This window comes from Mariniluteicoccus flavus, assembly GCF_054776655.1.
Genome location: NZ_BAAHBN010000002.1, coordinates 413,032 through 432,847, shown reverse-complemented (window position 1 = coordinate 432,847; position 19,816 = coordinate 413,032). Strand labels below are relative to the sequence as shown.

19 protein-coding genes are annotated in these 19,816 nt (G+C 72.2%); 7 read left to right on the top strand and 12 right to left on the bottom strand.

Annotation, left to right across the window (positions count from 1 at the left end; translation table 11 throughout):
• Positions 1-4 precede the first annotated feature (4 nt).
• The 4 genes from ACYVAG_RS05990 to ACYVAG_RS05975 all read left to right on the top strand — a co-directional run bounded on the left by ACYVAG_RS05990 (position 5) and on the right by ACYVAG_RS05975 (position 4,559).
• The gene (locus ACYVAG_RS05990; protein ID WP_460767883.1) at positions 5-1,282 is read left to right on the top strand and encodes an NAD(P)/FAD-dependent oxidoreductase; all 1,278 of its coding nucleotides are present in this window, start codon (positions 5-7) and stop codon (positions 1,280-1,282) included.
• 138 nt (positions 1,283-1,420) lie between these two features.
• On the top strand, positions 1,421-1,849 hold the full coding sequence (locus ACYVAG_RS05985; protein WP_460767880.1) for a MarR family winged helix-turn-helix transcriptional regulator: 429 nt from the start codon (positions 1,421-1,423) through the stop codon (positions 1,847-1,849).
• 2 nt (positions 1,850-1,851) lie between these two features.
• The gene (locus tag ACYVAG_RS05980) at positions 1,852-3,132 is read left to right on the top strand and encodes an MFS transporter (protein WP_460768046.1); all 1,281 of its coding nucleotides are present in this window, start codon (positions 1,852-1,854) and stop codon (positions 3,130-3,132) included.
• 23 nt (positions 3,133-3,155) lie between these two features.
• A complete protein-coding gene (locus ACYVAG_RS05975; protein WP_460767877.1) occupies positions 3,156-4,559 on the top strand; it encodes a glycoside hydrolase family 3 protein in 1,404 nt (467 codons plus the stop codon).
• A 9-nt stretch (positions 4,560-4,568) separates the two neighbouring features.
• Here the strand turns inward: ACYVAG_RS05975 and ACYVAG_RS05970 are convergent, their stop codons facing one another.
• Positions 4,569-5,426: a MurR/RpiR family transcriptional regulator gene (locus ACYVAG_RS05970; protein WP_460767874.1), complete on the bottom strand. Its 858-nt coding sequence runs from the start codon at positions 5,424-5,426 to the stop codon at positions 4,569-4,571.
• Positions 5,427-5,457: 31 nt separating this feature from the next.
• Here ACYVAG_RS05970 and ACYVAG_RS05965 point away from each other — a divergent pair, with 31 nt between their 5' ends.
• Positions 5,458-6,450 carry a BadF/BadG/BcrA/BcrD ATPase family protein gene (locus ACYVAG_RS05965; RefSeq protein WP_460767871.1) on the top strand — a complete coding sequence of 331 codons (993 nt, stop codon included), beginning with the start codon at positions 5,458-5,460 and terminating at the stop codon, positions 6,448-6,450.
• 102 nt (positions 6,451-6,552) lie between these two features.
• A complete protein-coding gene (locus ACYVAG_RS05960; RefSeq protein ID WP_460767868.1) occupies positions 6,553-8,682 on the top strand; it encodes an N-acetylmuramoyl-L-alanine amidase in 2,130 nt (709 codons plus the stop codon).
• Between the two features lie 7 nt (positions 8,683-8,689).
• On the opposite strand, the gene ACYVAG_RS05955 is transcribed toward ACYVAG_RS05960, so the two are convergent.
• From ACYVAG_RS05955 to rplS, 8 genes are all read right to left on the bottom strand, one after another.
• Positions 8,690-9,301, bottom strand: a complete 612-nt coding sequence (locus ACYVAG_RS05955) for a hypothetical protein (RefSeq protein WP_460767865.1) — start codon at positions 9,299-9,301, stop codon at positions 8,690-8,692.
• A 19-nt stretch (positions 9,302-9,320) separates the two neighbouring features.
• Entirely contained in the window at positions 9,321-10,439 is a 1,119-nt protein-coding gene (locus ACYVAG_RS05950; protein ID WP_460767862.1) for a DNA-processing protein DprA, read from the bottom strand.
• A complete protein-coding gene (locus ACYVAG_RS05945; protein WP_460767859.1) occupies positions 10,436-11,980 on the bottom strand; it encodes a YifB family Mg chelatase-like AAA ATPase in 1,545 nt (514 codons plus the stop codon). Before ACYVAG_RS05945 ends, ACYVAG_RS05950 begins: the two co-directional genes overlap by 4 nt.
• Complete coding sequence (locus ACYVAG_RS05940) at positions 11,977-12,372, bottom strand: YraN family protein (RefSeq protein ID WP_460767855.1); 396 nt, start codon at positions 12,370-12,372, stop codon at positions 11,977-11,979. Before ACYVAG_RS05940 ends, ACYVAG_RS05945 begins: the two co-directional genes overlap by 4 nt.
• Positions 12,373-12,478: 106 nt before the next feature.
• Positions 12,479-12,790: a DUF2469 domain-containing protein gene (locus ACYVAG_RS05935; RefSeq protein WP_460767851.1), complete on the bottom strand. Its 312-nt coding sequence runs from the start codon at positions 12,788-12,790 to the stop codon at positions 12,479-12,481.
• Between the two features lie 12 nt (positions 12,791-12,802).
• Positions 12,803-13,459, bottom strand: coding sequence for a ribonuclease HII (locus ACYVAG_RS05930; protein WP_460767848.1), 657 nt, complete (start codon positions 13,457-13,459; stop codon positions 12,803-12,805).
• On the bottom strand, positions 13,459-14,859 hold the full coding sequence (lepB, locus tag ACYVAG_RS05925; protein WP_460767845.1) for a signal peptidase I: 1,401 nt from the start codon (positions 14,857-14,859) through the stop codon (positions 13,459-13,461). The genes ACYVAG_RS05930 and lepB overlap by 1 nt, the downstream gene beginning before the upstream one ends.
• 177 nt (positions 14,860-15,036) lie before the next feature.
• Positions 15,037-15,387, bottom strand: a complete 351-nt coding sequence (rplS, locus tag ACYVAG_RS05920) for a 50S ribosomal protein L19 (protein ID WP_460767842.1) — start codon at positions 15,385-15,387, stop codon at positions 15,037-15,039.
• Positions 15,388-15,556: 169 nt separating this feature from the next.
• Between rplS and ACYVAG_RS05915 the strand changes: the two genes are divergently transcribed.
• Positions 15,557-16,270, top strand: a complete 714-nt coding sequence (locus tag ACYVAG_RS05915; protein WP_460767840.1) for a hypothetical protein — start codon at positions 15,557-15,559, stop codon at positions 16,268-16,270.
• Between the two features lie 37 nt (positions 16,271-16,307).
• Here the strand turns inward: ACYVAG_RS05915 and ACYVAG_RS05910 are convergent, their stop codons facing one another.
• From ACYVAG_RS05910 to ACYVAG_RS05900, 3 genes are all read right to left on the bottom strand, one after another.
• Positions 16,308-16,883, bottom strand: coding sequence for a uridine kinase (locus ACYVAG_RS05910; RefSeq protein ID WP_460767837.1), 576 nt, complete (start codon positions 16,881-16,883; stop codon positions 16,308-16,310).
• A 116-nt stretch (positions 16,884-16,999) separates the two neighbouring features.
• On the bottom strand, positions 17,000-17,752 hold the full coding sequence (locus ACYVAG_RS05905; RefSeq protein ID WP_460767834.1) for a succinate dehydrogenase/fumarate reductase iron-sulfur subunit: 753 nt from the start codon (positions 17,750-17,752) through the stop codon (positions 17,000-17,002).
• Positions 17,749-19,764, bottom strand: a complete 2,016-nt coding sequence (locus ACYVAG_RS05900) for a fumarate reductase/succinate dehydrogenase flavoprotein subunit (protein ID WP_460768044.1) — start codon at positions 19,762-19,764, stop codon at positions 17,749-17,751. The genes ACYVAG_RS05905 and ACYVAG_RS05900 overlap by 4 nt, the downstream gene beginning before the upstream one ends.
• Between the last annotated feature and the right edge of the window lie 52 nt (positions 19,765-19,816).

Here is a 19,816-nt window from a genome sequence, read left to right as displayed (position 1 = left end):
CACCATGCAGACCGTCGCGCCCCTGCGCCCCACCGCGTCCACCACCGAGGAACGTCATGTGGTGGTCGTCGGCGCCGGCATCGTCGGGCTCTCGACGGCCTGGTTCCTGCAGGAGCAGGGCGTACGCGTGACCGTGCTGGAACGCACCGCCGTCGCCGCCGGTGCGTCGTGGGGCAACGCCGGCTGGATCTCCCCCGGCATGGCGATCCCGCTGTCGGAGCCGTCGGTGCTGCGCTACGGCGTCAAGGCCCTCATGGACCCCGACTCCCCGCTCTTCGTGCCGGTGAAGGCAGAACGCGAACTCGTGTCGTTCCTGCTCGGCTTCGCGCGCCGCTGCACGATCGGCCAGTGGCAGAAGGCCATGCGCCACTTCCTGCCGCTGAACCGCGAGGCCCTGGATGCGTACGCCGAGCTCTCGGCCGGCGGTGTCGACGAGGCCGTGCGTGACGCGCCGATCATGGCCGCTTTCCTCGAGGGCAAGGACACCCAGGGCCTGCTGCACGAGTTCGAGCTCATCCGGGAGGCCGGCCTGGAGTTGCGCGCCGAGACCATCGACGGCGACGCACTGCGCCGCGAGGTGCCGATCGTGGCCGACCGGGTCGAGGCCGCCGTACGCATCCACGGGCAGAGCTTCATCGACCCCGGGGCGTACGTCGAGGCGCTCGCGGCATCCGTGCGCGATCGCGGCGGCGAGATCGTCTGCGGTGCCGACGTGCGGCGCCTGCGCCATGGCCCGGGCGGCATCACCTGCGAACTGGTCGGGCGCGAGCCGGTCCGCGGCGACGCCGTCGTGCTGGCGACGGGCGCCTGGCTGCCGGAGCTCGCGAAGTCGACCGGCGTCCGCACCGTGCTGGTCGGCGGGCGCGGCTACTCCTTCTCGGTGCCCGTCGCGTCGCCGGTCACGATGCCGGTCTATTTCCCCGTGCAGCGCGTCGCCTGTACGCCGCTGGGCGACCGACTGCGCATCGGCGGCACGATGGAGTTCCGGGGGCCCGACGAGCCCATGTATCCCGAGCGCGTGGAGGCGATCGTCCGCACCGCACGTCCCCTGCTCGACGGCGTGGACTTCGGCGACCGGCGCGACACCTGGGTGGGTGCGCGGCCCGTGACGGTGGACAACCTGCCGCTGGTGGGCGCGACGCGCGCTCCCGGGGTCTGGGTGGCCGGCGGCCACGGCATGTGGGGCATCACGCTCGGGCCCGCCACCGGCCGGCTGCTGGCGTCGTACATCGTGAGTGGGCGCTGCCCCGAGCCGCTGCGGGCGCTGGACCCGCTGCGCTGACTCCTCGTCTCGCTGGCGCTCGCTCGGAGAACGTAGAACCGGGCTCCTCGACTCGCTGGCGCTCGCTCGGAGAACGAGTCGTCCTCGTTGGCATATAGTTAGTTACGTTGATCAACGATAAGGGGAGGCGAGGCCGTCGTGGCACGCGTGACGCAGGCCAAGTTGGCGTACGAGTTGCGGGTGGCCTGCATGCGCATTGCCCGCAAGGTCCGCTATGAGGGCTCGGGGCTCGCGCCCCATCTCTTCACGATCCTCGCGCAGGTGGAGAAGCAGCCCCGCACCGCCACCGAGCTGGCGGCGGCCGAACAGGTCAGCGCCGCCTCGATGTCGCGTACGGTCGTGGAGCTCGAGCAGCGAGGGCTGATCACCCGCGTACGCCACGAGAGCGACGGCCGTACGCGCCTGATCTCGCTGACCGGGGCGGGACACCGCGAACTCGCCGAGAACCGTCGGCAGCGCGACACCTGGATGCGGGACCGACTCGCCGCCTGCTCGCCCGCCGAGCGCGCCGTGCTGTCGGAGGCCGCCGCGATCCTCGATCGCATGGTCTGCGGTGACGCCCGGTGACGATGTTCGCCTCGCTGAGGATCCCCAACTTCCGCAACTATTCCGCGGGCGTGCTGGTGTCGAACATCGGCATGTGGATGGGACGCACGGCCCAGTCGTGGCTCGTGCTCATGGTGTTGACCGACCATGACGCCCAGGCCCTCGGCATCGTCACCGGACTGCAGTTCCTTCCGGTGCTGCTGCTGTCGACGTTCGGCGGATCGCTCGCCGACCGCTTCGCCAAGCGCCGCGTGATGATGGTGACCCAGACGGTGCTGGGGATCAACGCGCTGCTGCTCGGCACGCTGGTGATGTCCGGCCACGCGACGCTGGCGCTCGTCTATGCCTGTGCCCTCGTCGACGGCGCCGCATCAGCGATCGACTCCCCAGCGCGACAGGCGTTCGTCTCGGAGATGGTGCCCCCCACCCGGCTGTCGAACGCCATCTCGCTGAACGCCGCATCCTTCAACGCCGCACGCCTGCTGGGCCCCGGTGTCGCCGGCCTCATCATCGCCCTGTCCGGCACCGCCCCGGTCTTCCTGCTCAACGCCGCCTCGTTCGCCGTGTTCATCGGCGCACTCGCGCGCCTCGACCGCGCCGAGCTCGCCCCCGCCCCGCGCCAGACCGGGAAGGGTCGCATCCGGGAGGGCTTCCGCTATGTGCGGTCGCGGCCCGACATCATGCTGATCATGGGCATCGCCTTCATGATGGGCACGTTCGGCATGAACTTCCAGATGACCAACGTGTTGATGGCGACCGAGGTGTTCGGGAAGGGCGCGACCGAATACGGGATGCTCGGCTCCATCATGGCGATCGGCTCGCTCAGCGCGGCCCTGCTCGCCGCCCGGCGTCCGCGCCCGCGGCTGCGCCACCTGCTCATCGCCATGGCCGGTTTCGTCGCCGCCACAGGCGTCGGGGCGGCCGCCCCCAACTTCCCCTTCTTCTGCGTGATGCTCGTCGTCATCGGCCTGACCGCCATCAGCGTGCTTGTCACCGCGAACGCGCTGGTGCAGTCGAACGTCGAGGCCGAGGTGCGGGGTCGCGTGATGGCGCTCTACATGATGTTGTTCATGGGCGGCACCCCGATCGGCGCCCCGATGATCGGCTGGATCGGCGAGCACCACGGCGCCCGCTGGACGGTCTGGATCGGCACCGTGTTCGTCGGCCTGACGCTCGTGGCGGCCCTGGCGTACCTGTGGCGCAGCGAGGAACTCCGCGTCCGCGTCGACCGGAGCGTACGCCCGCCGTGGCTGGTGCTCACCAAGGGTGAGGTCACCGAACCGGAGCCGCAGAAGTTCGGCTGACGCCGTCGGCTAGGTTCGAACGCATGCCTGAACCGACCCCGATCCCCTCCGTCCTGTGGCCCGGGTTCACCGGCACGACCGTCCCCGGCTGGCTGGCCGACGAACTCGAGGCGGGCCTGGCGGGAGTGGTGCTGTTCGCCGGCAACATCGCGTCGCCGGCCCAGCTCACCGAACTCTGCGCCGAGATCCGCACCCACCGCAGCGACGCCCTCATCGGCATCGACGAGGAGGGCGGCACCGTCACGCGGCTCGAGTCCGATGGCGGGTCGACGGTGCCGAGCGCCGCCGCACTGGGCCACCTCGACGACGTCGCCACGACCCGGGCCGTCGGCCGCGAGCTGGCGCGGCGATGCCTCGAGGTCGGCGCCAACGTCGTGCTGGCCCCGGTGGCCGACGTGAACACCAACCCGGCCAACCCCGTGATCGGGATCCGGTCCTTCGGCAGCAATCCGGACCTCGTCTCGCGCCACGTCGCCGCCGCCGTCGAGGGCATGGTCGGCACCGGCGCCGCCTGCTGCCCCAAACATTTCCCCGGACACGGCGACACGACGGCCGACTCCCACCACGACCTGCCCGTCTCGGGGGCGACCGAGGTGACCCAGAGGACCGTCCACCTCCCCCCGTTCATCGCGGCGATCCGCGCAGGCGCCCAAATGGTCATGAGCGCCCACGTCGTGGTCCCCCACCTCGGACCCGAACCGGCGACCTGCAACCCGTCCGCCCTGGCGCTGCTGCGCGACACCGGGTTCGACGGCGTCATCTGCTCCGACGCACTCGAGATGAAGGCCATTGCCGACACGCTCGGCATCGGCGGCGGTGCGGCTGCCGCGCTCGCGGCGGGGGTCGACCTGCTGTGCCTCGGCAACCCGGCGCCCGGGGCCGACCGAGAGCAGTACGCGGAGGCGTACGCGGGGGTCTCCGCGGCGCTGGCCGACGGACGCCTCGCCCCGACCCGACTCCAGGAGGCGGCGGGCCGCGTACGCCGGCTCGGCGCGGAGGTGCGCGTCGGCGACCATCGCCCGGGCGACGCCGTCGTGGACCTCGCCGCGATCTCCGCACGGGCCCTGTCGGGCGGGTTCGCCCCGTTGTCCGGCACCGTGACTGTCGTGGACCTCCGCCACCGGGTCAACATGGCCGCGGGCGCGGTCGACGACCGGTTCACCGCCGAGCTCGTGCGCGCCGGGCTGGACTGCGCGTACGCGCGCCTGCGGCCGGGTGACCCGCTCCCCGACGCGACCGGGACGGTCCTGGCCCTGACCGATGACCTGGCGCCCGGCGGCTGGCAGCAGACCGTGCGTACGGCCCTGGGGGACCCGCCCACGATCCATGCGGGGCTCGCGGTCGACCTGCCGCAGGTGCTCTGCACCCGCGACGCGTCGCTGTCGGCCGCGCGCGCGGCAGCGGCGTCGGCCGTCGGGCGTCGCTGACCCGCAGCGTCAGCGACGCGCGTCGAGGATCGCGCGGCGCGTGCGTTCCAGCGCCTCCACGGAGTCGTCGTACCGCGCCTGGGCCACACCGACGAAGACACAGTCGACGAGGGCGAGTTGGGCGATGCGGGAGGCGAACGCGCCCGAGCGGAACATGGTCTCGCGCACGACCGTACGCAGGACCCAGGTGGCGTCGCGGGCGAGGTCGGAGGCGGGATTGTTGGTGACGGCCACGACCGCCGCCCCCGACGCCCGCGCACGCGATGCGAACGCGATGGTCGTGGGGGTCTGACCGGAATGGGAGAGCGCGAACGCGAGATCGTCGCCGGTCATCAGCGCCGCGGCCTCGACCGCCTCGTCGGCGTCGCGGAACGTGTGGGCGGGGTGGCCGATGCGGAACAGCTTGTGGCACAGGTCCTCCGCGACGAGACCGCTCGCGCCCGACCCATAGATCATCACGCGGCGCGCCCCACCGACGGCGGCGACCACCCGCTCGAGGTCGCGCACCTCGACGCCTGCCAGGGTCTCCTCGACCGCCATCGACTCGATGAACGCGATCTTGGCGACCGCGGTGGCCAGCGAGTCCGTGCGGGCGAGGTCGCCGCCGTAGTGCTGCTGGTCCTGGGCACCGGCCGCCTCACGGCCGAGTTCGGTCGCGAGGGCGATGCGGAGTTCGACGAAGCCCTTCAGGCCGAGCTGGCGACAGAAGCGCACGACCGAGGGCTCGGAGGTCTGGCACGCGTGGGCCAGCTCGGAGATCGTCTGGGTGAGCACGATCGACGGGTCGCGAACGATGAGTTCCCCGATGCGACGCGCCACGGGCGACATGGTCGGCAATCGGGTCTGGATGTCCGATTGAATGCTCACGAGCCCACCTCACCGATCGCTGGAGTCCTGGATGACTGACCCTACTGCCGACAACGCCCCCCTCGCCGGACTGCACGACAGCCCACGCGTCGTGCTCGCGGCCGATGTCGGCAAGACCCGCTGCCGCGTGGCCGTGTGCCGGGTCGGGGCGGACGGCAGCGAGGTCCTCGCGCAGTCCACCGTGGCCGGCGTCCCCGGCCTGGCGACAGCACCCGACACCACGCTCGACCACCTGGAACAGGCCCTGGCCGCCCTCGACCCCCGGGCGCTGCAGCAGGCGACCGCCATCGGCGTCGGTGCGGCGGGCGCGCGACTTGCACCCGGGGCGGCCACGCGCCTCGCCACCGCGCTCGGCATCGCCCACGGGCGCCCCGTCATCGTCGCCTCCGACGTCCTCGTGGCCCATCTGGGCGCCCTCGGCGGCGCACCGGGAACCGTGACGATCGCCGGCACGGGTGCCGTGGCCTACCACGTGGCGAGCGACGGGACACTCACCATGGCCGACGGGTGGGGGCCGGTGCTCGGGGACCTCGGCGGTGGCTTCTGGTTCGGGGCGGCCGGGCTGCAGGCCGCCCTGGCGGCCGATGACGGCCGCGGACCCGCGACAAGGCTCACCGAGCGGGCGCGCACCTGGGCCCCGGACGGGTCCCTGCAGCGCCTTCCCTCGGTGATCGCGGGCGAGGGCTTCTCGCGGCACGTCGCAGACTTCGCCCGGGCGGTGCTCGAGGAGGCCGAGGCCGGGGACAGGGTCGCGCTGGCGGTGCGCGAGACCGGCGTACGCCACCTCGTGACCACGACCGCGGCCGTGGCCGACGCCGCACTGCCGGTGGCCGTCGTGGGCGGGTTGGCCGACAATCCCGGCCTGGCCGCCGCGTTGACCTCGGGCCTCGCTGAGCGCGGCCTCAGCACGCGCACGCCACTGGGCACGGGCCTCACCGGGGCGGCGCTCCTGGGCGCGTACGCGGCGTCCCACGGACCGCGTCTGCCCCACGAGCCACACCTGCATCGCCCGTCCTGCGCGTGAATGATCCTCAACCCGCGCTTGAAGGATCAGGGGCCCGGGCGTGACATCGGCGGTGGGTGCCACTTAATGTCGGCGCGAAGCTTCCCCCGAAAAGGATCTGCCATGCCCTTGCCGCACGTGCCCCTCCCCCGACGACCGCTCCCCCAGCGGCTCCGCCGCGCCCTTCCCGCCGCGGGCCTCGCCCTCGCCGTCACCCTGGGATCGGCGGCCCCCGCGTACGCCGCCCCCACACCGACGCCCTCTGCCACGACGTCGACCGCCATCGTCGCGAAGCCCGGCATCGTCGAGTTGTCCGTGCCGTCCGCGACGCGCACCACCGTCGACGGACGCGAGCTGGTCGCGAGCCTGGGGCCGCGGACCACCGCCCCGTTCTCGATGGCCGGCGTCACCTGGGCGCCGGGCACCGCCGCCCCCACCGCGCCGATCGTGCAGGTGCGCACCCGGACCGGGACGACCTGGAGCACCTGGTCGACCCTCGCCACCGAGGCCAAGGCCACAGACGACGCGCGGGCACGCCCCGGCACCTCCCCGACGTTCACCGGCGAGGCCACCGGCGTCGAGGTGCGGGTGCTGGTCGCCCCCGGAACATCGGCTCCGACCGATCTCAAGCTCTCCCTGATCGATCCGGGCCGCCTGGCGAGCGACGCCGCTCCCACGGCGACGCGCCCCCAGGCCGAGACCCGCGCCGCGGGATCCACCCAGGCACCGATGCCGTCGATCATCAGCCGCGCCGCCTGGGGCGCCGACGAGAACCTCAAGGCCAAGTCGGGCGCCGACTGCATGGCGCCGAAATATGACGAGACCGTCAAGGCCGTCGTCGTCCACCACACCGAGGGCTCCAACACCTACACCCCCGAGCAGTCCGCGGGCATCGTCCGAGGGATCTACGCCTACCACGTCACCGGCAACGGGTGGTGCGACATCGGCTACAACTTCCTGATCGACCGCTACGGCAAGATCTTCGAGGGCCGCTTCGGCGGCGTCACGAAGCCGGTGCACGGCGCCCACGCGTACGACTGGAACACCAACACCATGGGCCTGTCGATCATGGGCAACTTCATGGGCGAGGTGCCGCCGGAGGCGGCCCTCAACGCCGCGACGCGACTGACCGCCTGGCGCCTCGCCGCCTACTATCGGGAACCCGTCGGCAGGCTCACCATCGGGCGCTACACCTCGGACGTGATCTCGGGCCACCGCCAGGTGGGACAGACCGACTGCCCCGGAGACGCCTTCTTCGCCTACCTGCCGACGTTCCGTCAGCGCGTCGCAGCCCTCATGGGCAGTTACCAGACCCCGATCTGGAAGCGCTGGCAGGAGCTGGGTGGCGCGGCCGGTGCGGCGGGACAGCCCTACGTGGGCGAGGCCGCGTACGCCGGGGGCCGCGTCACGCGCTTCGCGAAGATGGACATCTACCAGACCCCCGACGGCCGCGTGCAGGCCGTGACCGGGCCCATCCGCACGAAGTACGCGGCCCTGGGCGATGCGCTGGGACCGCTCGGCTTTCCCGGAGCAGACCAGAACTGCAGCGACACCGGCTGCTGGCAGCTGTTCCCCGGCGGGGTCATCATCTCCTCGCCGTCGACCGGTGCCCACGCGAACTGGGGTGCCATCCGCGACAAGTACGCCGAGTTCGGCTTCGAGCACGGCGCGCTGGGTTATCCCACCACTGACGAGGTGTGCGGGGCGACCGGCTGCTACCAGGGATTCCAGGGAGGTTTCATCCTGTTCTCCGGCGCGACCGGGGCTCACGTGAGCCGCGGCGCGATCCGCGACAAGTACGCCACGCAGGACGTCGAGCACGGTTGGCTCGGCTACCCGACCACCGACGAGAAGTGTGATGCGGCGGGGTGTTGGCAGGACTACCAGGGCGGCTCGATCGTGTTCAGCCTCGAGCGCGGCACCCACTTCACCCGCGGGGCCATCCGCCTGAGCTACCTCGCCCTCGGCGGCCAGCACGGCTTCCTCGGCCACCCCAGCAGCGACGAGATCTGCGGCCTCCGCGACCGCGGCTGCGTCCAGCTGTTCGGTCACGAGGCCATCTTTTTCTCCCCCGCGAGCGGCACGTTCGAGAACCGCGGCGCGATCCGTGACGCGTACGCCGCCCAGGGCTTCGAGACCGGGCGCCTGGGCTATCCCACGACGGGCGAGCGGTGTGACACCGTTCGCTGCGTGCAGCGGTTCCAGGGCGGCACCATCACCTTCACGTGGGGTGGGGGCACCACCGTCAGCTGACGGTCGCTCACACCCCGGGCGGAAGCCGGAGCCCGCTGCGCCGCAGCTCGAGATCGGCCAACGCCCGGATGACGTCCCGGTCGCCGGCACGCCAGTCGGCGACCGGGTCATCGCTCACCCCGGCCAGGAGATGCATGGGCTGGTTGGCCATGGCCCGCAGGGCGAACAGGTCGAGGTCGGCCTGGGCGTCGATGAAGCCACGCGCCGCCACCGACTCGGAGCGGAACCGGAGTCGGCGCGGGAGCCAGACGGCCACGGCCAGCGAGACCGGGATGGCGACCACGAGCAGGCCGACCAGCGTCGCGACCTGCTCGATGGTCTGCACCTGCTGACCCGCGGCGGTCGCCACGTCAGCCATCGAACCGGCCGCCGACTCGAAGGGTTTGCGCAGCTCGCCGCCGACCAGCGGCACGTCACCCGCACGCTGGCCTGCCGTCGCGAAGTCGCCGCGCAGCCGGTCGGCGGCCTCGGCCGTCTCGCGGGCGGGGGTCGCGAGCGCCAGGATCGACCCGTCGACGAACCGCGACACCTGCCACCACAGGACCGCCCAGGCCACCATGAAGGCGTCGGCGGTGATCTGTCGAACCAACTGCCACGACGGTCGCGCATAGAAGCCCATGGCGACCAGTCTGCCGTCCTCACCCCACCGACCCGGGGACGAGGCGCCACAACCCGTGGTCGCCGCCCTCCACGATGCCGATCTCGGTCAGTTCGTCGAGCGCCGCGAGCACCACGCCGATCGCCACGCCGCTGCGGAGCGCGATCTCACTCGCACTGCGGCCGCCCCGGCCCGGCACGGCCTCGAAGACGTCCCGGACGTCCGGCTCCAGGGAGTCGAGGACCCGGTCCCTCCCCCGCTCGAACGGGAGGAGGTCCTGGCCCATCGGTGCGAGGATCTCGCGCACGTGGGCCGGTGAGGCGACCAACTCGGCCTCGCGCGACCGGATCAGCTCGTGCGGGGTGAAACTCTGGGCCGAGAACGCCGAACCGGGCACCGCCATGAGGTGGCGCCCCAGGAGTACCGCCCAGGTGGCGGTCGAGCGGGCGCCTGACCGCACCGCCGCCTCCACCACCACGGTGCCGAGCCCGAGCGCGGCGATGAGCCGGTTGCGCGCGAGGAACCGCGCCCGCGTCGGGGTCTCCCCCGGCGGCACCTCCGCCACCACGACATGGTCGGCGATGATGCGGTCGAACAGGCGCGTGTTGCCCCGCGGATAGGGACGATCCACGCCGCCCGCCAGCACGGCCACGGTGGATCCGCTGACCAGCGCACCCTCGTGGGCGGCCGCGTCGATGCCGTACGCCCCGCCAGACACCACGGCGTGCCCCGCGCCCGCCAGCTCCGAACCGAGGCGCTGGGCGGCCTCGTGGCCGTACGCCGTGGCCGTGCGGGAGCCGACGATCGCGACGGGCCGGTCGCCCACCGCCGCCGCCAGCCGCGCGCGACCCCGCAGCCACAGCCCGAGCGGGGCGCCCCCTCGGCGGTCGTGCTCGACCGCGTCGAGGTCGCCGAGCAGGGTCGGCCACTCCTCATCACCGGGCATGACGAACCGCGCCGCACACGCGTGGGTGCGGGCCTTGACGTCGGCGAGATGGATCGCGCGCGAGCGCCTCCCCCATGGGGTCTCCGAGCGCTCGTCGGCCAGGGAGGCGGCGACCCGCTCGGCGCCCTCGAGCGCCACGTGGCGGGCCAGGACGGGGTCGCCCGGCTCGGAGGCGCAGCACAGCATCATGCGGGCGTCGCGCTCGGCGGTCACGACGCCGCCCCCATCGTGGCCAGGCCGTCGCCGCGCCGCATCATGATCGCCTGGCGCACGTCGCTCCTCGACGGGACGTCGTGACCGTGGAGGTCGGCCAGTGTCCAGGCGAGTCGGAGGCACTTGTCGACCCCCCGCGCGCTCACCTGACCCCGTGCCACTGCGTCGTCGATCAGGTCGGAGCCGCCACCGGTCGGCAGGTGGCTGCGCAGGAACGGTCCGGGCACCTCGCCGTTCATCCGCCAGCCCGTGCCCGTGAGCCGACGCGCGGCGCGCGACCGCGCCTCCACGACCCGCGCCAGGATCGCCGCCGACCCCTCGGTCTGGCCGAGGGCCTCCCGCAACAGCGAGGAGCGCAGCGGGTGCAGCGTCTGGTGGATGTCGAGCCGGTCGAGGATCGGCCCGGACAGGCGCTCACGGTATCGGTGGACCGTGTAGGGGCCGCACCGGCAGTCGGCCCCCGGTGTCAGCGACAGCCCACAGGGGCACGGGTTCGACGCCAGCACGAGTTGGAACCGGGCCGGATAGGTCGCGTGGACCCCGCTGCGGCCGATCGTGATGCTGCCCGACTCCAGCGGCGTCCGCAGGGCGTCCAGCACCCGCGGCGAGAACTCGGGCGCCTCGTCCATGAAGAGCACCCCGCGGTGCGCGAGGCTCACCGATCCCGGACGGGCGATGCGCGTGCCCCCACCGACGATGCTCGCCACCGAGGCCGAGTGATGCGGATCGGCGTACGGCGGTCGCCGGTCGAGGTCGGACCGCACGTGGAGGCCGGCCAGCGAGCGGACGGCCGCGACCTCGAGGGCCTCGGCCGTCGGGAGCTCCGGGAGGATGCCGATCAGGCGCTCGGCCAGCATCGTCTTGCCGACGCCCGGAGCGCCGCGCAGGGAGAGGTGGTGGCCCCCGGCCGCCGCGACCTCGATGGCGTGGCGCGCCTCCGCCTGACCCACGACGTCGGCCATGTCCTTGGTCGCCGCGGGTGGTTCGTCGTCGGGGGGTGCCGGTGGGTCGGCGACCAGATGAGCCGCCCCCCGCAGCACATTGACCAGATCGGTCAGGGAGTCGACCCCCTGCACCGCGATGCCGTCGACCAGCGAGGCCTCGGCCACCTGTCGCAGCGGCACGATGGCCCGGGGGAACCCCGCGTCCCGGGCTGCGAGCAGGGCGGGCAGGACCCCGCGGACCGGGCGTACGCGGCCGTCGAGGCCCAGCTCACCCAGCAGCGCGCGTTCGGCCAGGCTGTCGAGCGGCACCGCCCCGGCGGCAGCGAGCACCGCGGCGGCGATGCCGACGTCGTAGTGGGACCCCGCCTTCGGCAACGCGGCCGGCGTGAGGTTGATCGTGACCAGCGACTGGGGCCAGTCGTGCCCGCTCGACGCGACGGCGGCCCGGCAGCGGTCGCGCGACTCGTAGAGGGCGGTGTCGGGCAGGCCGACCAGCACGGTGCGGGGCAGTCCGCCGCCGACGGCCGCCTCGATGCCGACGACCTGGCCGTCGAGGCCGCTGAGCGCCACGGAGAAGGCCCTCGCCATGCGGCTCATCGCTCGATCCCCCGCACGTGGGTGACCCGGGGCGTCTCCCCGGGCACCGCGAGCACCCCGACGGCGTCGAGGCGCACCGCCGAGCGCCGCGTCGAGGGGTGGGCCCGCAGCCACTCCCCAGCGAGCCGCCGCAGCCGGCGCACCTTCGCTTCGGTGATGGCGTCGAGCGGCGAGCCGAAACCCTCGCCGGAGCGCCACTTCACCTCGCAGAACACGAGGGTGGGTGCGCGGCGGTCCCCCTCGAGGGCGACGAGGTCGATCTCGCCGGCCCGGCACCGCCAGTTGCGATCGATCACGACCAGGCCCGACGCCGTCAGGACGGTCTCGGCGAGGTCCTCACCCCGGGCACCGCGGCGCTGATTCGCGCCCGACGGATGGCTGCTGTCTGTCATGGGCGCACCATGGCGGCGCGCTGCGCGGACGGTTCACCCGGAACGCGATCTGTGGACAGAGAAACCGATCACGATTCAGCCTGTGGACAACGTCACAGGCGACGACTCACTCCTGGCCGGGCACCTTCAGGTCGTTGTGCACGATCTCCTCGATCGACACGTCGCGGAAGGTCAGCACCTTCGCGCTCTTGACGAAGCGGCCCGGACGATACATGTCCCACACCCAGGCATCGCCCATCGAGACCTCGTAGTAGACGTCGCCGCCCTCGGTGCGCACCTTCAGGTCGACCGCGTTGCACAGGTAGAACCGGCGCTCGGTCTCGACCGCGTACTTGAAGATGCCCACGACGTCCTTGTATTCGCGATACAGCTGCAGCTCGAGGGCGGATTCGTACTGCTCAAGGTCTTCGGCGCTCATGGTGGGACCACTCTAGCCGCGAACGCGGCGGTCTGCGTGCGCCTGCGCGGCCCGGCGCACGTTGTCGAAGCGCCACCGGTGGACCGGGCTCGGGCCGTGCTCCTCGAGGAGGTCCTGGTGGACGCCGGTGCAATAGCCCTTGTGGACCCCGAACGCGTACGCCGGGTAGTCCCGGTCCAGGTCAGCCATCAGGCGGTCGCGCGTCACCTTGGCGATGACCGACGCCGCCGCCACGCAGGCAGCGACCCGGTCGCCCTTCCAGACGGCCAGCCCCGGCGTGCCGAGGCCGTCGACGGGGAACCCGTCGGTCAGGACGTACGCGGGCTCCACGTCCAGGCGCAGCAGCGCGCGGCGCAGGGCCGCGATGTTGGCGACGTGCATGCCGAGTCGGTCACACTCCCCCGGCTCGACCACGACCGCCGACCAGGCGACGGCCTTGCGCACGATCTCCGCATAGCATCGCTCGCGGGCCGCCTCGGTGAGCAGCTTGGAGTCGCGCAGCCCATCGATGCGCCGGCCGCCGAGCACGACGGCCGCGGCCACCAGGGGCCCCGCACAGGCGCCCCTGCCCGCTTCGTCGGCCCCCGCGACGGGATCGAGCCCCACGCGTCCGAGGGCGCGCTCGTAGCCATAGAGGCCGGAATCGCGCCGCACCACGACCCGCCCCATCAGCAGGGTTCCGGCGACTTCACGACCAGTGGCTGCTTCGGCGGGGCCTGCTGTGGAGGTGGCACGGCGCGATAGATAGGAGGATTCTCCAACCTCCGCAGCCGGTCGAAGGGCAGGAAGATGGCGGGCACCGTGCCGACCACGGCGTCGAGCGGGATGAACGCCGCTCCCCCCGGGCCCGCCAGGCTGACGTCGCCCAACTTGCATCGCGAGTCTGAGGACGCATTGCGGTGGTCGCCGAGGACGAAGATGTGGCCCTCGGGCACCACGACCTCGTAGTCGAAGTTCGACGCCCTCACCATGCCCGCGGCATCGGAATAGAGGTAGGCGCTCTCGTCCAGCACCATGCCGTTGACCGACATGCGGCCCTGCTTGTCGCAGCACTTCACCCGATCACCCGGCATGCCGACCACCCGCTTCACGAGGTGTTCGTCGGCCGAGTCGGGGGCGAGCCCGATCACCTCGAAGAACTTCCGGAGGGCGGTCGGCTTCTGTTTGGCCTCGCCCTGGAGCCAGTGGTTGGCGTCGCGGAAGACCACGATGTCTCCGCGCTCGACGGCGGTGATCTTCTCGGCCCAGATCTTGTCGCCGATGCGCAGCGTGTTCTCCATCGACCCGGACGGCACCTCGAAGGGCTGGGCCACGAACGTGCGCAGCAGGAACGACAGGACGAGCGCCATGGCCACGATGACGACGAGCTCGACCGCCGTGCCCAGCAGCGTCGCCGGCTTCTTCTCGGCCTTCTCGCCTGCCGCGCGCCGCCGCCGGCGCCGCCGGGGCGGGCCGGTCCGCGACGGGCGGGCGGGCGCCGGTCCCGTCGTCCGCTGCACCTCCGTGGCGCTGTGGGCTGTCGTGCCGGTGCGCGGGGTGAAGGACGAGCGGACCGGGGCGGCCACCGGCCCACGCGGCTGCGGCTGCGGTTCCGGAGGGCGGGGATGCGCGTACGACGCCGGTCCCGCCACGGGGGCGGGCGTCTGCACGCGGGACTCGCCCCGCTGGCGGTAGAGATCGGGCCGGGCGTTGGTCGGGGGCCGGACGTCGCCGCCGCTCACCCAGCGTCGGTGGGGCTGCAGCACCGTCCCCTCGTCGTCGGCGGGCGGCCCCGGCGGCACCGTCGGGCGTGGGACAGCGGCGCGGGGCACCGTGTCCCCGGCGGCGTCCCCGCGCGGGCGCGGCACGGTGTCGCCCCCGCGGGTGGCGGCTGGACCCGTGATCGTGCGGGGCGCGAACGGCGACGGCGCGGGCACGGCGGGTCCGCCCTGTCCGGGGGGCGGCAGCGTGGCCTCGTCACCGGCCGGGCGTCGCTGCACGGGACGCACGGTCGTCGCGTCGGGGTCGTGGCCCGGTGTGGTCGCGTCGTCCTCGGGGCGTCCGGGACCGCCGTAGCGACTCAACGGCATCCGTCCTCTCCGAGTTCGCTGGCCCGACGCCGCGTACGCGCGTGATCGGGTGCCCCGAGTGGGGCAGGGTCAAAGGTACGCGCTCCGGGAGCATCTGCCCGAACGCCGGGCAGGATCGCCGCGGAAACGCGGAACGCGTCCCCGGCCGAGGCCGTGGGACGCGTTCGGGAGCAGCGCTCAGTTGTCGCGCTTCTCCTTGATCTTGGCCGCCTTGCCGGACAGGCCGCGCAGGTAGTACAGCTTCGCGCGGCGGACGTCGCCGCGACGATCGACCTCGATCTTCTCGATGATCGGCGAGTGCACCGGGAAGGTGCGCTCGACGCCGACGCCGAAGCTGACCTTGCGCACGGTGAAGGCCTCCTGGATGCCACCGCCGTTCTTGGCGATGACGACACCGGCGAACACCTGGATTCGCGAGCGGTTGCCCTCGACGACGCGCACGTGCACCTTGACGCTGTCACCCGCGCGGAAGGCGGGGATGTCGTCGCGCAGGGCGGTCTTGTCGAGATCGGTGATGAGCTTGTGCATGATGGAGTCCTTTGTCAGTGCCACAGGTCACCGCGTAAGAGTCGATGTGGGTCACCGTCCCGGACGAACCCCCTGTGGCAGGAGCCGGGTGGGCAACGAGGAGCCATTCTGCCAGAACGGGGCGCGCCCGACCAAGTCGGCGTATTGTCCGGCTCGCTAGGCTTCCGGCATGGTCACCACCCGCGCACCCATGTACGCAGCCCTCGCCGTCATGGTCGCGGCCGCGGGATGCACGTCGACACCGGGGGCCCCGGTTCCGAGCGGTCCGGCGGCCACGGCGCCCCAGGCGCCCCGCAGCGAGTTGCCGGCCCCGGACGCGCCCACCGCTGCCCCGTCCGGGGCCGTGACGTCCGACGACCTGCCGCGTGCCTCCGACCTCGGGACCCTCGGGGGCGTGACCTGGGCCGAGGGGGAGACGACCGCGGCGAGCCCGCGTACGCCGATCAGCGCGTGCCAGCGCTCCAAGTGGGAGTCCACCGGGGCCACCGCCCTGCAGGTGCGCACATTCACCGGACCGGGCGGTGCCACGGCCGGCGCCGTCGTGTTGAGCTATCCCGATGCGGCCACCGCCGAACAGGCGATCACCACGCTGACCACCTGGGCGCAGTCGTGTGGCGAGGTCATCTCGTCGAACGGGGGAACCGACGCGATGACCCCCCTGGCCCCCACACCGGTGAGGGTCGACGGGGCGCAGGCGCAGGTCAGCGAGACCGCCTGGAAGTCGGATCGCGGTCCCCGCACCGAGAGCCAGGGCCTGGTCAGGCGCGGCGATCGCGTCGCGTTCGTGGCGTACGGCAGCGGGGCCCGCACCGACGACGGAGACGTCGCCGAACATCCGATGACGCGTACGCTGCCGCTCGTCGCCCAACGCCTCGCGCCCTGAGCCGGGCGTTCGCCGCTCCGACCCAGCAGGCGGGTCCTCAGGCCCGCTGACGCACCAGCCGCAGCGCCGCCCGCATCGTCAGGGGCTCGAACCCGGCCGCGATCGCCCGTCGCCGCATCTGCGGTTCGGTGCGCCACAGCGCCGCGCCCCGGCTCACGAGCACGGGGAGTCGCTTGCGCTTCTCGCGCACGTCGCGGGCGAACCTGAGCGCCGCCACCAGCGTGCGTGGCCTGTCGAGCCAGATCGGGACCACCTGGACGCCGCGGTCGCGCAGCGGGCGGAGTGCATCGACGGCGAAGATGCCCTCCGACACGACGGCCTGGACACCCGACAGGTCGAGGCGACGGGTTCCGGTGCGGGCGTTGCCCGCGATCGAATAGATCGGCACCTCGATGGCCTGGTCCGTGGCCGCGGCGACCAGCGCGGCCACGGCCCCCGCGAGGTTCCAGGACGCCACGTCGTCCCAGTCGACGATGCCGAGCGTGTGCGGCAGGCCGGGTTCGTCGCCGTCGCGGTAGAACTCGTCCAGCCCGACGTGGGGGCAGCCGGTCTCGTGCGCCAGGCGCGACTTCCCACTGCCCGAGGGCCCTGCCACGAGGATGATCGTCCGCACCCGCGCAGTGTACGGGGATTCGCGGGCCCCGGACGCCGGACGGCGCCGGCCCCCCGAGGGGACCGGCGCCGTGGCGTACTGCTGTGGTCGGCAGGCCTGGGTCGCGTACGCGGGCCTCAGCCCTTGCGCAGCGCGGTGAACAGGTCGCGGTTGAGCCGCGAGATGCTCTCCAGCGGGATGCCCTTCGGGCAGACCGCGGTGCACTCACCGATGTTGGTGCAGTTGCCGAAGCCGCTCTCGTCGTGCTCGGCGACCATGCCGAGGACACGCGACCAGCGCTCGGGCTGGCCCTGCGGGAGCAGGCCGAGGTGGGACACCTTCGCCGAGGTGAACAACATCGCCGAGCCGTTCGGGCACGCCGCCACGCAGGCGCCGCAGCCGATGCAGGTGGCGTTGTCGAAGGCCGCGTCGGCGTCCTTCTTGTTCACCGGGGTGGCGTGGGCGTCAGGCGCGGTGCCGGTCGGGGCGGAGATGAAGCCGCCGGCCTGGATGATGCGGTCGAACGCGGTGCGGTCGACGACCAGGTCCTTGAGCACCGGGAAGCCCTTGGCCTTCCACGGCTCGACGGTGATGGTGTCGCCGTCGCGGAACTCCCGCATGTGGAGCTGGCAGGTCGTCGTGGGGTAGGTCGTCTCGCCGCGGCCGTGGGCCGCACCGTTGATGACGACACCGCACGCCCCGCAGATGCCTTCGCGGCAGTCGGAGTCGAACGCGACCGGGTCCTGGCCCTCGACGGTGAGCTGCTCGTTGAGCATGTCGAGCATCTCGAGGAAGGACATGTGGTCGCTGACGCCGTCGAGGGCGTAGGACTCCATGCGGCCCTCGGCCTCGGTGTTCTTCTGGCGCCAAATGCGCAGGGTGAGCTTCACTTGTAACTCCGTTGCTTCATCTCGACGAACTCGTATTCGAGGGGCTCCTTGTGGAGGATGGGCTGGTTGCCCGCCCCGGTGAACTCCCACGCCGACACGAACGCGAACTCGTCGTCGTGGCGCAGCGCCTCGCCCTCCTCGGTCTGGGACTCCGACCGGAAGTGGCCACCGCAGGACTCGCGACGCACCAGGGCGTCGACGCACATCAGCTCCCCGAGCTCGAGGAAGTCGGCGACGCGACCGGCCCGCTCGAGCGCCTGGTTGAGTTCCTCGGCCTCGCCCGTCACGCGGACGTCGGTCCAGAACACCTCGCGCAGCTCACGGATGAGGCCGATGGCCTTGCGGAGACCCTCCTCGTTGCGCTCCATGCCGCAGTATTCCCACATGATGTTGCCGAGCTCCTTGTGGATGGAGTCGACGGTGCGGGAGCCCTGGATGGACAGGAGCCTGTCCACCCGCGCCTGCACGTCGGCCACGGCCTCGGTGACGGCGGGGTGGTTCGCGTCGATGCGGCCATGCTTGGTCGCGTCGGCGAGGTAGTCGTTGATGGTGTTGGGCAGGACGAAATAGCCGTCGGCCAGACCCTGCATGAGCGCCGAGGCGCCCAGACGGTTGGCGCCGTGGTCGGAGAAGTTCGCCTCGCCGGCCACGAACAGGCCGGGGATGGTCGACTGGAGGTCGTAGTCGACCCACAGCCCGCCCATCGTGTAGTGGACCGCCGGGTAGATGCGCATCGGCACCTCGTACGGGTTCTCACCGGTGATCTGCTGATACATGTCGAAGAGGTTGCCGTACTTCGCCTCGACGGCCTTTCGCCCCAGGCGCTGGATGGCGTCGGCGAAGTCGAGGTAGACGCCTCGACGACCCTGCCCCGGCACCTCGGGCCCGACGCCGCGACCCTCGTCGCACATGTTCTTGGCCTGGCGCGACGCGATGTCGCGCGGCACCAGGTTGCCGAAGGACGGGTAGATGCGCTCGAGGTAGTAGTCGCGGTCGTCCTCGGCGATCTGGCGCGGGTCCTTGTCGCAGTCCTCGACGCGCTTCGGCACCCAGATGCGGCCGTCGTTGCGCAGCGACTCCGACATCAGCGTCAGCTTCGACTGGGTCTCGCCCGACACCGGGATGCAGGTCGGGTGGATCTGCGTGTAGCAGGGGTTCGCGAACAGGGCGCCCTTGCGGTGGGCACGCCACGACGCCGTCACGTTGCAGCCCATGGCGTTGGTCGACAGGAAGAACACGTTGCCGTAGCCGCCGGTGGCGAGCACCACGGCATCGGCCACGTGGGCCTCGACCTTTCCGGTGACCATGTCGCGCGTCACGATGCCGCGGGCGACCCCCTCGTCGACGATGACCTCGAGCATCTCGTGGCGCGTGTACATCGCCACGGTCTTGGCGGCGATCTGGCGCTCGAGCGCCTGGTAGGCGCCGATCAGCAGCTGCTGGCCGGTCTGGCCGCGCGCATAGAACGTACGCGAGACCTGGACGCCGCCGAACGAGCGGTTGTCGAGCAGGCCGCCATATTCGCGGGCGAACGGGACGCCCTGCGCGACGCACTGGTCGATGATGTTCACCGACACCTGCGCGAGGCGATAGACGTTCGACTCGCGCGAACGGTAGTCGCCGCCCTTGACGGTGTCGTAGAACAGCCGGTAGATCGAGTCGCCGTCGTTGCGGTAGTTCTTGGCCGCGTTGATGCCGCCCTGGGCCGCGATCGAGTGGGCGCGGCGCGGGCTGTCCTGGTAGCAGAAGTTCTTCACCTGGTAGCCGGCCTCGCCCAGGGTGGCGGCTGCGGCACCGCCGGCCAGGCCGGAGCCGACGACGATGACCGACAGCTTGCGCCGGTTCGCCGGGTTGACCAGCTTCGCGTTGAAGCGGCGCTGGTCCCACTTCTCCGCGATCGGGCCGGCCGGGGCCTTGGTGTCGTGGATCGGCGCGCCCTCGATGTAGACGGCGTCGGCGTCGAGGCTGGTGTGGCCCGCGCTCGCGTTCTGTGACCCCGTGTCGGGGTTCATGAACTCGGCGTCGGCCTGGACCGCTTCCTGCTGGGCGTTCTGGGGTTCGAGC